We start from the raw sequence: 13,860 nt of genomic DNA, 5'->3' as shown, positions 1-13,860 counted from the left end.
AGCTGCCTGGATGTCAGTCAGCTGCGGTCGGTTGGCTGTTTAACCGGTTTTCTTTTTCTTTTCCAGGCGCACCGCGATGACATCGCAGGGTGCGCCATGCAGCACATCATTGGCGGTAGATCCGAGCAGAAGGGCGAGGCCATGTCGGCCGTGGCTACCGACTACAATCAAGTCACACCCCTGTTCGGTGGCGACGCGGTGAATTTCCTGGCGCGGATGGCCGAAGGCAATTTGCAATTGGCTTTCCGGTAGACCGTAATCGCCGGCAAATATCTGCATGCGCTCGCGGGCCTGTTCGAATTGCTGCTGCTGCAACATCGACAGGTCCATGGGCACATCGCCGCCATAGGCCATAGCAAGGGGTTCGACGACGTGTAACAGCGTTAAATCGGCATCCAGCGCCTTGGCGAGTGACATGGCGTGGTCGGCTACCGAGCGACATTCATCAATCAGATCCACTGCCACCAGCACGTGAGAGTAAAGCATGCAGGTTCCTCCTGGCTTTTCGCTGATACTAGCAGCCTTTATACCGCAATCCGCGGAGGATTTATCATTATTCAACAGTTTTGCGCCGGTTTCTGTGTTTGCCTGCTGCGCGGCTTGCTTTGTAGCAAGGGAGTAGGGTCATGAGCTGGATAGCCTTTGGGCTGGTTGCCGCTATATTTATTTCGTCGCTCCACAAGATTCTGCCGCGCGGGCGCCAGCTGCATTTGCATCGACTGCGTGAGCATGCCCGAAAGCTGGGTTTTGTGGTGGAGCGTCAACAGGGGAGTGCCCGCGACGCTGCGCTTGAAGGTTGCGTTGGCTATCGCGTCGCACTGGAAAAGTGTCCGATGGAAGAAGAGTTCAGTTATCGGCGGACCGAGGCGGGCTGGGAGCGTCGCTTCGGGTTGCACAACCAGCCCCATCTTGCCGGTCTGCTCACGGGGTTACCCGCTAATGTGTCAGGGCTGGATCGGTCGAGCTTTTCGCTGACGGTATATTGGGTAGAGCCCGAGGATCCGCAGGCGCTGGACCGGCTTTTTGTCGCCCTGCAACCTCTGCATCGATTACCTGTCGGATGAGGAGGAACGCTGTCCAGACAGTAAAGTAGTTTCCCTGAAACGTGTGTAACCCATTGAATACAATGGACGTGTAGAAGGTAATTGTCCTCGCTGGAGTGCCGTTACAGCGCAACTGGCCAGTAGCTGATTGACAATTACAAGGTTTTCCCCGAAGGTGTGCGCACCCGAATCAAACAAGCGTATGAATTCCTGTGTTTGTATCGCGCAGCCTTCACCGCATCGGGAACGTTCATGGCATCGTCCTGCATCAGGCCCGGCTCGTCAAAACCGGATCGGCCTTCTTGTTGGACGCTGCTTCTCAAGTGCTTTTATAGCGTGGAGATCAGTTGATGATTTACGAAGGTAAAGCCATCACGGTTCAAGCCCTTGAAGACGGCATCGTCGAGCTCAAGTTCGATCTGCAGGGCGAGTCTGTCAACAAGTTCAATCGTGCCACCCTGGCGGAGCTGCAAGCCGCCGTCGAGGCCATTCAATCCGACGCCAGCGTCAAGGGCGTTATTGTCACCAGCGGCAAGGACGTATTCATCGTCGGCGCTGACATCACTGAATTCGTCAATACTTTCCAGTTGCCCGAGGAAGACCTCGTTGCCGGCAACCTGGAAGCCAATCAGATTTTCAATGCATTCGAAGACCTGAGCGTTCCAACAGTTGCTGCCATTAATGGTATGGCGCTGGGCGGCGGGTTTGAAATGTGCCTGGCATGTGACTACCGCATCATGTCCTCGACCGCCAAGGTCGGCCTGCCGGAAACCAAGTTGGGTATCTACCCTGGTTTCGGCGGCACCGTGCGTGCGCCGCGCATCATGGGTATCGACAACGCCATTGAGTGGATCTGTGGCGGCGGCGAGCAGCGTGCTGACAAGGCGCTGAGCCTGCGCGCCGTTGACGCTGTGGTTGCTCCGGCCAAGCTGAAGGAAGGCGCGATCGATCTGTGCAAACGCGCTATTTCCGGTGAGCTGGATTTCCGCGCCAAGCGTCAGCCCAAGCTGGAGAAGGTCAAGCTCAACACCATCGAGCAGATGATGGCGTTCGAGACTGCCAAGGGTTTCGTCGCTGGCCAGGCCGGTCCGCATTACCCGGCCCCGGTTGAAGCCATCAAGACCATTCAGAAGGCTGCCAATGCCGGTCGCGACAAGGCGCTGGAAATTGAAGCTGCCGGGTTCGCCAAGCTGGCCAAGACCTCTGTGGCTGCCAGTCTGGTTGGTCTGTTCCTCAACGATCAGGCGCTCAAGCAGAAGGCCAAGCAATACGACAAGCAAGCTGCTGATGTGAAGCTGGCCGCTGTACTGGGTGCAGGTATCATGGGTGGCGGTATTGCCTTCCAGTCTGCTTCCAAGGGTACGCCTATCCTGATGAAGGATATTCGTGAGGAAGGCATCCAGATGGGTCTGGATGAAGCGTCCAAGCTGCTCGGCAAGCGTGTGGCCAAGGGCCGCATGAAGCCGGAGCAGATGGCTGGCGCTCTGAATGCGATCCGTCCGACCATGTCCTACGGCGATTTCGGAAATGTCGATATCGTGGTCGAGGCCGTCGTCGAGAACCCGAAGGTCAAGCACGCTGTGCTGGCTGAAGTGGAAGGTCACGTGAAGGACGATGCGATCATCGCCTCCAATACTTCCACTATCTCCATCACCTACCTGGCCCAGGCGCTGAAACGTCCGGAAAACTTCTGCGGTATGCACTTCTTTAACCCTGTGCACATGATGCCGCTGGTTGAAGTGATCCGTGGCGAGAAATCCAGTGAAAAAGCCGTTGCTACCACCGTGGCCTATGCCAAGAAGATGGGCAAGACGCCGATCGTGGTTAACGACTGCCCGGGCTTCCTGGTGAACCGCGTCCTGTTCCCGTATTTCGGCGGCTTTGCTCGCCTGATCAATATGGGCGCCGATTTCCAGCGCGTCGACAAGCTGATGGAAAAGTTTGGCTGGCCGATGGGCCCTGCGTACCTGATGGATGTAGTGGGTATGGATACGGGCCACCATGGTCGTGACGTCATGGCCGAAGGTTATCCGGACCGTATGGCTGATACCACTCGGACCGCCGTCGATGTGATGTATGACGAAGGCCGTCTGGGCCAGAAGTCCGGCAAGGGCTTCTATGCCTACGAGCTGGACAAGAAGGGCAAGCAGAAGAAGGTCGTGGATCCCCAGGCTTACGAATTGCTCAAGCCGATCGTGTTGGAGCAGCGTGAGTTCACTGACGAGGAAATCGTCGAGATCATGATGGTTCCGCTGTGCCTCGAGACTGTACGTTGCCTGGAAGACGGCATCGTCGAGTCCGCTGGCGACGCTGACATGGGTCTGATCTACGGTATCGGGTTCCCTCCCTTCCGTGGCGGCGCTCTGCGCTACATCGACACCATTGGCGTGGCCGAGTTTGTTGCCATCGCCGACAAGTACGCCGAGTTCGGCGCCATGTATCACCCGACTGAAAAGTTGCGTGAAATGGCCAAGACCGGCAAGAAATTTTTCGGTTAACGGAACGCACAGAGCGAGAGTGAATTTATGAGCCTGAATCCGAGAGACGTCGTCATTGTCGACTTCGGCCGCACCCCGATGGGCCGTTCCAAGGGCGGCATGTACCGTAACTTCCGTGCCGAGTCCATGTCAGCCAGCCTGATCACCGGCATGCTGGAGCGCAATCCCAAGCTGGATCCGGCGGAAGTTGAAGATGTGATCTGGGGTTGTGTCAACCAGACCCTGGAGCAGGGCTGGAATATCGCCCGCATGGCATCGCTGATGACCCCGATTCCGCACACCAGCTCCGCGCAGACGGTCAGCCGCTTGTGTGGTTCGTCGATGAGCGCGCTGCACACCGCCGCGCAGGCAATCATGACCGGTAACGGTGATGTATTTGTGGTCGGTGGTGTTGAGCACATGGGGCACGTGGGCATGATGCACGGTGTTGACCCGAACCCGGCGCTGTCGCTGTATGCAGCCAAGGCTTCGGGCATGATGGGCCTGACCGCGGAAATGCTTGGCAAGATGCACGGCATTACTCGCGAGCAGCAGGATCAGTTCGGCGCGCGTTCGCACCGTCTGGCTCACCAGGCGACACTGGACGGCAAGTTCGATCGTGAGATCCTGCCGATGGAGGGCCATGACGAGAATGGCTTCCTGAAGATCTTCACCGCCGACGAGACTATCCGTCCGGAAACCACGGTGGAAAGCCTGGCGGCGTTGCGTCCGGCGTTCAACCCGAAGGGGGGTACGGTAACAGCCGGCACCTCTTCGCAGATCACTGACGGTGCATCCTGCATGATCGTTATGTCTGCCGAGCGTGCTCAGGCGCTGGGTATGGAGCCGCTGGCAGTGATTCGCTCCATGGCTGTAGCGGGCGTTGACCCGGCCATCATGGGTTACGGTCCTGTGCCGTCGACTCAGAAGGCTCTCAAGCGTGCCGGCATGACCATGGCCGACATTGAGTATGTCGAGTTGAACGAAGCGTTCGCGGCGCAGGCTCTGCCGGTGTTGAAAGATCTGAAACTGCTCGACAATATGGAAGAGAAGGTCAACCTTCATGGTGGCGCGATTGCTCTGGGCCACCCGTTCGGTTGTTCCGGTACGCGTATCTGTGGCAGCCTGCTCAATGTCATGAAAGAGCAGGGCGGTACCATCGGTATCGCGACCATGTGCATCGGCCTCGGCCAAGGCATCACCACGGTCTTCGAGCGCGTCTGAAGCCAGGTGGGTCAAACAAGCCGGGGCATTGCCCCGGCTTTTTTATTGCAGAAACAGGAGTCTGCAGGATGAAGATCATTCCCGGCCGGTATCGCCACTATAAAGGTAGTGATTATCAGGTCATCGGTCTGGCACAGCATTCCGAGACCGGCGAGCAGCTGGTCGTATATCGCACCTTGTACGGAAATTATGATCTTTGGGTCAGGCCGCTAAGCATGTTTGTCGAGCAGGTTCAGGTTGACGACGTGGCTATCCCACGCTTTACCTTTATCAGCGAAGACGTGTAGGCTCTGGCCGTCCGGCGCTCTGGCATCAGTTTTCAGCCATGCCGGTTATTCTTTGCCCGCAGTGGGCAATTCAGATGATTGAGTTAGGAATACGATTACCCATGGGAAAAGCACTGGTCATTGTGGAGTCTCCGGCCAAGGCCAAGACGATCAACAAGTACCTTGGCAACGACTTCATCGTGAAGTCGAGTATTGGCCATATTCGGGACCTGCCCACCAGTGGCAGCAGCAAGACCGAGAGCAAACCAAAGGGTAAGAAAGCCGCCTCCGCTCCAGAGCTGGACAAAGAAACCAAGGCGCGCATGCAGCTGGTCAAGCGTATGGGCGTTGACCCGGAAAACGGCTGGAAGGCGCACTACGAGATTCTCCCCGGTAAGGAAAAGGTGGTCGATGAGCTCCGCCGTCTGGCCCGGGATGCCGACGCTATCTATCTCGCGACGGATTTGGACCGCGAAGGGGAAGCCATTGCCTGGCACCTGCGCGAATCCATTGGCGGCGATGACGCCCGTTATAAGCGCGTGGTGTTCAACGAGATCACCAAGAAGGCCATCCAGGAAGCCTTCTCCAAGCCCGGTGAGCTGGACATCAATCGCGTCAATGCCCAGCAGGCGCGCCGCTTCCTCGATCGGGTCGTGGGTTATATGGTCTCGCCGCTGCTGTGGCAGAAGATCGCCCGTGGTCTGTCCGCTGGCCGGGTGCAGTCAGTCGCGGTCAAGCTGATCGTCGATCGCGAGCGTGAGATCCGGGCATTCATCCCCGAGGAGTTCTGGGAGATCCATGCTCTGCTGGATTCGCCCAAGGCCGAGGCTGTGCGCTTCGAAGTGGTCCGTGAGAAGGGCGAAGCTTTCCGTCCGCTTAACAAGGAACAGGCCGACACCGCGCTGGGCGAGTTGCAGGGGGCTGATTACCGCGTCGCCAAGCGCGAAGACAAGCCGACCAGCACCCGACCCAACGCGCCTTTTATTACCTCCACGTTGCAGCAGGCTGCCAGTACACGCCTGGGTTTCAGCGTGAAGAAGACCATGATGATGGCGCAGCGGCTCTATGAGGCCGGTTACATCACCTATATGCGTACCGACTCGACGAATCTGTCAGCCGACGCCATCGCCATGGCCCGCGACTTCATACAAAAGAATTACGGCGACAAGTACCTGCCGGAAAAGCCCAATCTGTACAGCAGCAAGGAAGGCGCCCAGGAAGCCCACGAAGCGATCCGTCCCTCTGATGTGAAGACCAAGACGTCTGACCTGAACAGCATGGAACGCGACGCTGAGCGCCTGTACGAGCTGATCTGGCGTCAGTTCGTTGCCTGCCAGATGCCGCCGGCGCGTTATCTCTCTACCAGTATCACGGTCAAGGCCGGTGATTTCGATCTGCGCGCCAAGGGCCGCATTCTTCAATTCGACGGTTACACCCGGGTTATGCCGCCACAGGGCAAGGGCGGCGAAGACGAAGTGCTACCTGATCTTCAGGTGGATAACGCACTCAAGCTGAACAAGCTAGAGCCCAAGCAGCACTTCACCAAGCCGCCGGCGCGCTACGCCGAAGCAAGCCTGGTCAAGGAGCTGGAAAAGCGCGGAATTGGCCGGCCATCGACCTATGCTTCGATCATTTCCACGATCCAGGAGCGCGGTTATGTCGAGCTGAACAGCCGCCGTTTCTATGCCGAGAAAATGGGTGATATCGTCACCGAGCGGTTGAGCGAAAGCTTCCCCAATCTGATGGATTACGGCTTTACCGCGCGCATGGAAGAATCGCTGGATGACGTGGCCCAGGGCGATGTGCCCTGGAAACAGGTTCTCGACGACTTTTATACCGATTTCAGGCAGAAACTCGGCGCAGCAGCAGCGGCTGACGAGGGCAAGGGCATGCGTGCCAATCTGCCCACGCCGACCGACATTGCCTGCACCAACTGTGGTCGGCCGATGATGATTCGTACCGCCTCGACCGGTGTGTTCCTCGGTTGCTCAGGTTACGCCCTGCCGCCGAAGGAGCGTTGCAAGGAGACCGTCAATCTGGTGCCCGGTAACGAAGTCGCTGCTGATGACGAAGAAGGCGAATCGCGGATTCTGCGTGCCAAGCGCCGTTGTCCTATCTGCTCCACCGCGATGGACAGTTATCTGGTCGACGAGACCCGCAAACTTCACGTGTGCGGTAATAACCCCGATTGCACCGGCTTCGAGGTCGAGGAAGGTCACTTCAAGATCAAGGGCTACGATGGCCCGGTTATCGAGTGCGACAAATGCGGCAGTGAAATGCAGCTCAAGACAGGCCGCTTCGGCAAGTATTTCGGCTGTACCAACGCAGACTGCAAGAACACCCGCAAACTGTTGAGAAGCGGCGAAGCGGCTCCGCCGAAGATGGATCCGGTGCCCATGCCGGAGCTGAAATGCGAGAAGGTAGACGACGTTTATATTCTGCGTGACGGCGCTTCCGGACTCTTCCTGGCTGCCAGCAAATTTCCCAAGAACAGGGAAACACGTGCGCCACTGGTCAAGGAATTGCTGCCGCACAAGTCAGAGATCGATCCCAAGTATCACTTCCTGATGGACGCGCCGGTTGCTGACGTTGAAGGCAATCCGACGGTCGTGCGTTACAGCCGCAAGACAAAAGAGCAGTATGTGCAGAGCGAAGTTGACGGAAAGCCCACCGGATGGCGCGCATTCCACGGCGACAAGGGCTGGGTTGTCGAAGACGGACGGACCAAGGCCAAGCGTAAAGAGGCTTGAACATGGCTAACGAAGTCTATACCCGAACCAATCAGGCATTGTTTTTCGCGCGCAAGGCGCTTGATGCGTGGCGTGAAGCGGAAGGCTCACAGGCATTTGACGCCCGGACTCAGGCGCTTTATCACCGAGAGCATGTGCTTTTCCACCTGTATCGCACGGTATTGGCCATGGTCCACGAAGTGGCGGACCGTTACCGTTGGCCGCTGTTGGAGCTGCGCACGGTAGAACAGGCGCTGGATGGGGAGGCGGCAAAGCGTTTCCCTGGCCCGGAGCTGGCCGAGCTAAGCGAGCTGGCCCGTGAACAGGATACCTGGTTGAGTAGGATGCTCGCCGGCTGGCTAGCCCTGCACGCGCCACCGGTGCAGGCTGGCAGCAAGCCAGAGGACGCCTCGTTGATAGCAAGCAGTGCCGTGACCGCTCGCGCCGAGTGGTCGCTGGCTGATGCTGATGACGCGGTGGGCGCGCTTAACGAACTGGTCAGCCGTTACCGTGACGGGATGGTGGAGTATTAATCTCCGCCAGTTGGTCCCGGTTTGTGGGGGCTGCTGACAGGCTCTGACAGGCCTAACGCGGAGCGGGTCTCGCCTGTGGTACACTGCGCGCCAGTAGCCAGGAGACCAGACATGCCTTCACCCTTTCTCGAAATAGTTGAGCTCCCCAACGGCAAGGTCGCGCTGCGACGTTCTGACGAGGACGGTGAGCCTTTGCTGGTCATCGAGTTCTCGCCCGACGCGAAGGATTTTCTGCAGGGTCATTATATCGAAGTTGCCAAGGCCATGATCAGTGCCGGAATGCAGGTGGCGGGGCAGGTTATGGAAGAAGACGATACCATCCCTGAGGATCGGGTCCTGCACTGACTGCTGTTGCCTGACAACGAGCGCGCTTCAGGCAGCTCTGGCTGCGTCGAGCCGCACGTTCAGGCTGCGGCAGTTGCCCTTGTGAGCCGCACCTTCCAGCATATTGGCCTCCCGCGCCCCTGTTGTCAGCCAACTGACCACCGTGTGACTGTTACCCAGCGCCAGAATCTCGCAACAGAAAGTCAGGCAGTCCATGCTGCGCTTCGGGCGGACGATCAGTATCTGGCTCGGGTCCAGCCCCGCTGAACGCAACCAGTTATGGCTCAGGTTCTCCGGCGGGTCGATCAATGTCAGCCAGCGCGGTGTTCTGGTCTGGCTCAAATCGCGCAGAACGGGTGCGAGCCATTGCATGCATTGCCGCGGAGCGCCATTCAGACAGATCTCACTGAATCCCGAATCCTCGTTGCTCTCGGTAGGCGCCGCTACTGGCGGCTGATTTATCAACCCCAGCGGTGCCTTGTAGCAAGACGCGAGCAGGGCGTTCTTGATGAGGTCAGACTGTTCGAGACGCGTTTCCTGGAAGTACGGCATGGTCAGCTCCTGGCGTAAACGGCAAATGGTTAGCGGCGTATGACGCCGACGCTCAAGCCTTCGATAATCAATTCCTGCTCGGCAAGATCGATGTCGATCGGCGCGAAGTCCGGATTTTCGGCAATGAGTGACACCTTGCGTCCTTTCTTCATGAAGCGTTTTACTGTGACTTCATCGTCTATTCGCGCGACTACGACCTGGCCATTGCGCGCTTCAGTGGTTCTATGCACAGCCAGCAGATCGCCATCGAATATGCCGATGTCCTTCATACTCATGCCTTTTACCTTGAGCAGGTAGTCAGCCCTGGGATGGAAAAAGTCAGGGTCCACCCGGCAATGGTCCTCGATATTCTCGACCGCCAGAATCGGGGCGCCAGCCGCAACCTGGCCGATGACCGGTAAGCGATCCTCGGCAGCATTCAGAGTTTCTGCAGGTAAACGAATACCGCGGGATGCACCGGGTATCATCTCGATAGCACCCTTGCGAGCAAGAGCGCGCAAGTGGTCCTCGGCGGCATTCGGCGACTTGAAGCCGATTTCCCGGGCGATATCTGCGCGGGTGGGCGGGTATCCGTGGGCATCCATGTAATCCTTTATAAAGGAAAGGATCTGCTGCTGCCGTGCGGTAAGCTTTTGCATTGGGTTGTGCCTGTTTTTTTATACAGTAGCTGTGATTATATACAGTTGATCTGCTAGTACAAGCTTGCGTGCGCGCAAACGCTTGCATCGAGCGGGCAGGTTGTTTAAAACGTAGCTCGATCAGAGGCTTCTCTTAACTGACGTATCCCGTGATGCTTGACAGTCACGACGTTTGAAACGTATGTTTCAAACACACGTTGGCGTCCTTGGAAACCAGATGGCCCATTCTGATACCGTTCAAAGAATTCTCGATGCTGCTGAGCAGTCTTTTGCTGAAAAGGGCTTTGCCGAAACCTCCTTACGGCTGATCACCAGCAAGGCGGGGGTCAACCTGGCGGCAGTGAATTATCACTTCGGTTCCAAGAAGGCGCTCATACAAGCGGTGTTCGTGCGGTTCCTTGATCCGTTCGTCTCGAGTCTGGAACGGGAGCTGGACCGCCGTCAGGAGGCTGCTGAGGAGGCAGACCCCAGCCTGGAAGAACTGCTGGAGATGCTGGTGCGTCAGGTTCTGACGGTCAAACCCCGCAGCGGTAATGACCTGTCCACATTCATGCGGTTGCTGGGTCTGGCTTTCAGTCAGAGCCAGGGCCATCTGCGCAAGTATCTGGGTGAGGTATACGGCAAGGTATTCCAGCGCTATATGGTGCTGGTATACCGGGCCGCGCCGCAGCTGCCTCCCGATGAGCTGTTCTGGCGGGTGCATTTCATGCTCGGAAGCGCTGCGTTTACCATGTCCAGCATGAAGGCGCTGCGGGCGATCGCTGAAGATGAGTTCGGCGTCCACCATAGCGTGGATCGTGTACTCCGTCTGATGGTCCCGTTTCTCGCCGCCGGTATGCGTGCCGACGGAAGTGCGGCGGCGCGCACAGCCGTGCCCGAGGGTCGCCTGGAAACGGTCTGATGGGCTTACCTCTCATGCTCTGATCCGTTATCGTGTGCACTTTCGCAGGGGCGCGCATGCAACTGGATCTGATCCACATATCGCTTTCTTCTCAGCAGCTGACCGGATATGCATCCGGTCAGCTGCTGTGCACGTTCCCGGTTTCCACCGCAGTCAATGGCGCTGGCGAGCGCGATGGCAGTGGGTGTACGCCGCGTGGTCTGCATCGGGTGCGCGCGCGCATCGGCGGCGCTGAGCCCCAGGGCACCGTGTTTATTGGCAGGCGGCCCACCGGCGAGATCTGGACGCCCGAACTGGCCAGGCAGCATCCCCAGCGGGACTGGATTCTTTCACGGATTCTCTGGCTGTGTGGCGAACAGCCTGGTTTCAACCGTGGCGGTACCTGCGACTCTCAGCGACGCTACATTTATCTTCACGGTACCGGCGATGACCAACCCATGGGCGTACCCTTGTCACACGGCTGCGTGCGGCTGCGCAATAGCGATATCATCGAGCTTTTCGACATGACTCCGGTCGGTTGCAAGGTCCAGATTGAAGAATAAGCCCCCGCAGCGTTCTGGTCGCTGCCATCAACCCCTTAGCTAGGCAGGAGTAATAGGATTGAATCAAGGTTCCCTGATGCTGGACGTCGCAGGTACCTGGCTGACTGCAGCCGACCGCGACATACTGAGACAGCCGGAAGTCGGCGGCATCATACTTTTTGCCCGTAATACCGAATCGCCAGTGCAAGTGCGCGAGCTGGTCAGAGCCATTCGTGCGGTGCGTCCGGATATGATCATCGCTATCGATCAGGAAGGCGGGCGGGTACAGCGTTTGCGTAATGGTGTATTGCGACTGCCAGCGTTAGGTGACGTGGCTGCGTTACCAGAACAGCACGCTGAACAGGCAGCCGCCGCAGCGGCCTGGGTCATGGCTACGGAAATGCTTGCGTGCGGAATCGATATCAGTTTCGCTCCGGTGCTTGATCTTGACTACGGGCGCAGCGCGGTTATCGGTAACCGCTCGCTGGGCGGGGATCCGCAGGCGGTAATCCGGTTGGCCACAGCATATATAAGCGGCCTCAGGCAGGCCGGCATGGCGGCGACCGGTAAGCATTTCCCCGGCCATGGGTGGGCTGAAGCCGATTCTCATTTTGCGTTACCGGTCGATGAGCGCTCGGAAGAGGAAATCCGGGCGTCAGATCTGAGACCCTTTGCAGCATTGGCCTCCCAGCTGGACGGAATCATGCCTGCTCACGTCGTGTATCCCGCTGTAGATGAACTACCAGCCGGCTTTTCGCGGCGGTGGCTGCAGGACATTCTGCGCGCCGAGATGGCTTTCGAAGGTGTCATCTTCAGCGATGATCTGACCATGGCTGGCGCCCATGCGGTGGGCGGGATGAGCGAGCGTGTCGATGCGGCGCTGCATTCTGGCTGCGATATGCTGTTGGTATGCAACGATCGTGGCGCTGCCGAGCAGGCGCTGGTATATGCGCAGCAGATTGGCGTACAGCCGCCGGGCAATCTTGAGCGAATGCTCGCTCGTCGACTACCCGGCGTAGAGTACAAATCGTCTCCGATATGGCTGCAGGCAACCAGCTTGCTGAAACGCCTGGAGCTGCTCTGATGGATAGCGTCGCGATCATAGGTGGTACCGGGCTTAGCCAACTGGCTGAGCTGCAGGTAACCGCCGAACTGGATCCATCGACTCCGTTTGGTCGAGCGTCGGGGCCGGTTATAAAAGGCTTGTTGGCTGGCCGCGAAGTGCTGTTTCTGGTTCGTCATGGTAATCCGCATCGTCTGCCGCCTCACAAAATCAATTACCGAGCCAACATCTGGGCCTTGAAAGAGGCGGGTGCCGATGCAGTCATCGCGGTAAACGCTGTCGGCGGCATACACAGTGCGATGGGTTCGGGGCACTTTTGTGTGCCTGACCAGTTGATTGATTACACCTGGGGGCGTGACAGCAGTTTTTTCGAGGTGGATCTCGAGCAGGTCACGCATATCGACTTCAGCTATCCCTACGACGAAAGCCTGCGGAAGAAGCTGGTCGGCGTAATGGCGCGCCAGTCGATTGCTCATAGCCCGCATGGCGTGCACGCGGTGACGCAGGGCCCACGTCTGGAAACCGCAGCGGAGATACGTCGGCTTCAGCGCGATGGCTGCGATATCGTGGGGATGACCGGCATGCCGGAAGCGTCTCTGGCCCGTGAGCTGGGGTTGCCGTATGCCTGTCTCGCGCTGGTCGTCAATCCCGCCGCCGGAACGCATCCGGAGTTGATCAGTATGGAGTCGATGGGGCAGGTGGTGGCCGATGGTATGGAGCAGGTCAAGAATATTCTGACTCGCGTGATCACTGAGGCCTGACTTTTTGTGTGTTCCGAGATAGCTTTCGCGAGAGCCGGGCGATTATGAGTTTGAGTTCGGAGTTCTGAGTTAGCTTCCGCGAGCCGACAGGGCTGCGCTGACGCGCTGCAAGTACGTTCTTGTAAGCTCGGCGATGACATCCCTGTCATCGAACGGTCATCGCAGCCCTGTCGTCTCGCTCCGCCGTGGAGATTCGCGTTGCCAGATGGCCAGTCTAAGTGTTTTCAAACTCTCAGCCGCACCAATGCCTGAACAAGCCCGCCAGCTGTCAGGGTAGAGCAAGTGTTGAAAAACAGGGATGTTTTCACCAAGCCCCAAGGATGGGTTTACGGCGTCTTGCGAAATCCTGGTAGCTGGCGGGCGATTGGACCCTGCCTATCAGCGCAGCTTTCAAGAGTTCGTAAACGAACCAGGGTGACGTGGAAGTCACTGTCGAGTGGCTAAGTGGAGTTGGGCTCCGCGAGCCGGCAGGGCTGCGCTGACACGCTGCAAGTACGTCCCTGTAAGCTCGGTGATGACATCCCTGTCATCGAACGGTCATCGCAACCCTGTCGCCTCGCTCTGCCGTGAAGATTTGAGTCGCTGGGCAGAAACCCAGAAAAGGGTTTTGAACTCTGCCTCACACCGACGCGAGATCAAGCCCGCCAGCTGTCAGGGTGGAGCAAGTGTTGAAAACAGGGATGTTTTCATCAAGCCCCCATGGATGGGTTGACGGCGTCTTGCGTAGCCCTGGCAGCTGGCGGGCGATTGACTTCGGAATGAATCGGTGAGGGGCTGCGGGCAATCCCCCCTAACAACCCCCCTTTGCAAAGGGGGGAACCAGGCTGT

General features: G+C 58.1%; 14 protein-coding genes. 11 read left to right on the top strand and 3 right to left on the bottom strand.

All coding sequences use genetic code 11. From position 1 onward, the window contains the following. Positions 1–39: 39 nt before the first annotated feature. A complete protein-coding gene (locus G3M63_RS16300) occupies positions 40–486 on the bottom strand; it encodes a universal stress protein (protein WP_150298980.1) in 447 nt (148 codons plus the stop codon). A gap of 140 nt (positions 487–626) precedes the next feature. Here G3M63_RS16300 and G3M63_RS16295 point away from each other — a divergent pair, with 140 nt between their 5' ends. The 7 genes from G3M63_RS16295 (at position 627) to G3M63_RS16265 (ending at position 8,617) form a co-directional block, all read left to right on the top strand. Beyond that, on the top strand, positions 627–1,064 hold the full coding sequence (locus tag G3M63_RS16295) for a hypothetical protein (protein ID WP_163983785.1): 438 nt from the start codon (positions 627–629) through the stop codon (positions 1,062–1,064). A 329-nt stretch (positions 1,065–1,393) separates the two neighbouring features. After that, positions 1,394–3,541: a fatty acid oxidation complex subunit alpha FadB gene (fadB, locus tag G3M63_RS16290; protein WP_163983784.1), complete on the top strand. Its 2,148-nt coding sequence runs from the start codon at positions 1,394–1,396 to the stop codon at positions 3,539–3,541. A gap of 27 nt (positions 3,542–3,568) precedes the next feature. Then, entirely contained in the window at positions 3,569–4,744 is a 1,176-nt protein-coding gene (gene fadA / locus G3M63_RS16285; protein WP_163983783.1) for an acetyl-CoA C-acyltransferase FadA, read from the top strand. A gap of 68 nt (positions 4,745–4,812) precedes the next feature. After that, entirely contained in the window at positions 4,813–5,031 is a 219-nt protein-coding gene (locus tag G3M63_RS16280; protein ID WP_150298976.1) for a DUF1653 domain-containing protein, read from the top strand. Positions 5,032–5,132: 101 nt separating this feature from the next. Then, entirely contained in the window at positions 5,133–7,760 is a 2,628-nt protein-coding gene (gene topA / locus G3M63_RS16275; RefSeq protein ID WP_163983782.1) for a type I DNA topoisomerase, read from the top strand. Between the two features lie 2 nt (positions 7,761–7,762). After that, complete coding sequence (locus G3M63_RS16270; RefSeq protein ID WP_150298974.1) at positions 7,763–8,272, top strand: DUF6586 family protein; 510 nt, start codon at positions 7,763–7,765, stop codon at positions 8,270–8,272. 111 nt (positions 8,273–8,383) lie between these two features. Beyond that, on the top strand, positions 8,384–8,617 hold the full coding sequence (locus tag G3M63_RS16265; RefSeq protein ID WP_150298973.1) for a hypothetical protein: 234 nt from the start codon (positions 8,384–8,386) through the stop codon (positions 8,615–8,617). A gap of 27 nt (positions 8,618–8,644) precedes the next feature. Here G3M63_RS16265 and G3M63_RS16260 read toward each other — a convergent pair whose 3' ends face one another. Then, positions 8,645–9,148: a SulA-like leucine-rich domain-containing protein gene (locus tag G3M63_RS16260; protein ID WP_150298972.1), complete on the bottom strand. Its 504-nt coding sequence runs from the start codon at positions 9,146–9,148 to the stop codon at positions 8,645–8,647. Between the two features lie 29 nt (positions 9,149–9,177). Then, positions 9,178–9,786, bottom strand: a complete 609-nt coding sequence (gene lexA, locus G3M63_RS16255) for a transcriptional repressor LexA (protein ID WP_163983781.1) — start codon at positions 9,784–9,786, stop codon at positions 9,178–9,180. A 217-nt stretch (positions 9,787–10,003) separates the two neighbouring features. Between lexA and G3M63_RS16250 the strand changes: the two genes are divergently transcribed. The 4 genes from G3M63_RS16250 to G3M63_RS16235 all read left to right on the top strand — a co-directional run bounded on the left by G3M63_RS16250 (position 10,004) and on the right by G3M63_RS16235 (position 13,032). After that, the gene (locus tag G3M63_RS16250; RefSeq protein ID WP_150298970.1) at positions 10,004–10,687 is read left to right on the top strand and encodes a TetR/AcrR family transcriptional regulator; all 684 of its coding nucleotides are present in this window, start codon (positions 10,004–10,006) and stop codon (positions 10,685–10,687) included. A gap of 56 nt (positions 10,688–10,743) precedes the next feature. Beyond that, complete coding sequence (locus tag G3M63_RS16245; protein WP_150298969.1) at positions 10,744–11,229, top strand: L,D-transpeptidase; 486 nt, start codon at positions 10,744–10,746, stop codon at positions 11,227–11,229. A 76-nt stretch (positions 11,230–11,305) separates the two neighbouring features. Next, on the top strand, positions 11,306–12,292 hold the full coding sequence (gene nagZ, locus G3M63_RS16240; protein WP_150299335.1) for a beta-N-acetylhexosaminidase: 987 nt from the start codon (positions 11,306–11,308) through the stop codon (positions 12,290–12,292). Beyond that, positions 12,292–13,032, top strand: a complete 741-nt coding sequence (locus G3M63_RS16235) for an S-methyl-5'-thioinosine phosphorylase (RefSeq protein WP_150298968.1) — start codon at positions 12,292–12,294, stop codon at positions 13,030–13,032. Before nagZ ends, G3M63_RS16235 begins: the two co-directional genes overlap by 1 nt. The last annotated feature ends 828 nt before the right edge of the window (positions 13,033–13,860 follow it).

Source organism: Pseudomonas sp. OIL-1 (assembly GCF_010669185.1).
Lineage (GTDB): Bacteria > Pseudomonadota > Gammaproteobacteria > Pseudomonadales > Pseudomonadaceae > Halopseudomonas > Halopseudomonas profundi.
Note: the sequence above shows the minus strand (reverse complement) of the source record. Positions and strands in the feature narration are given on the sequence as shown.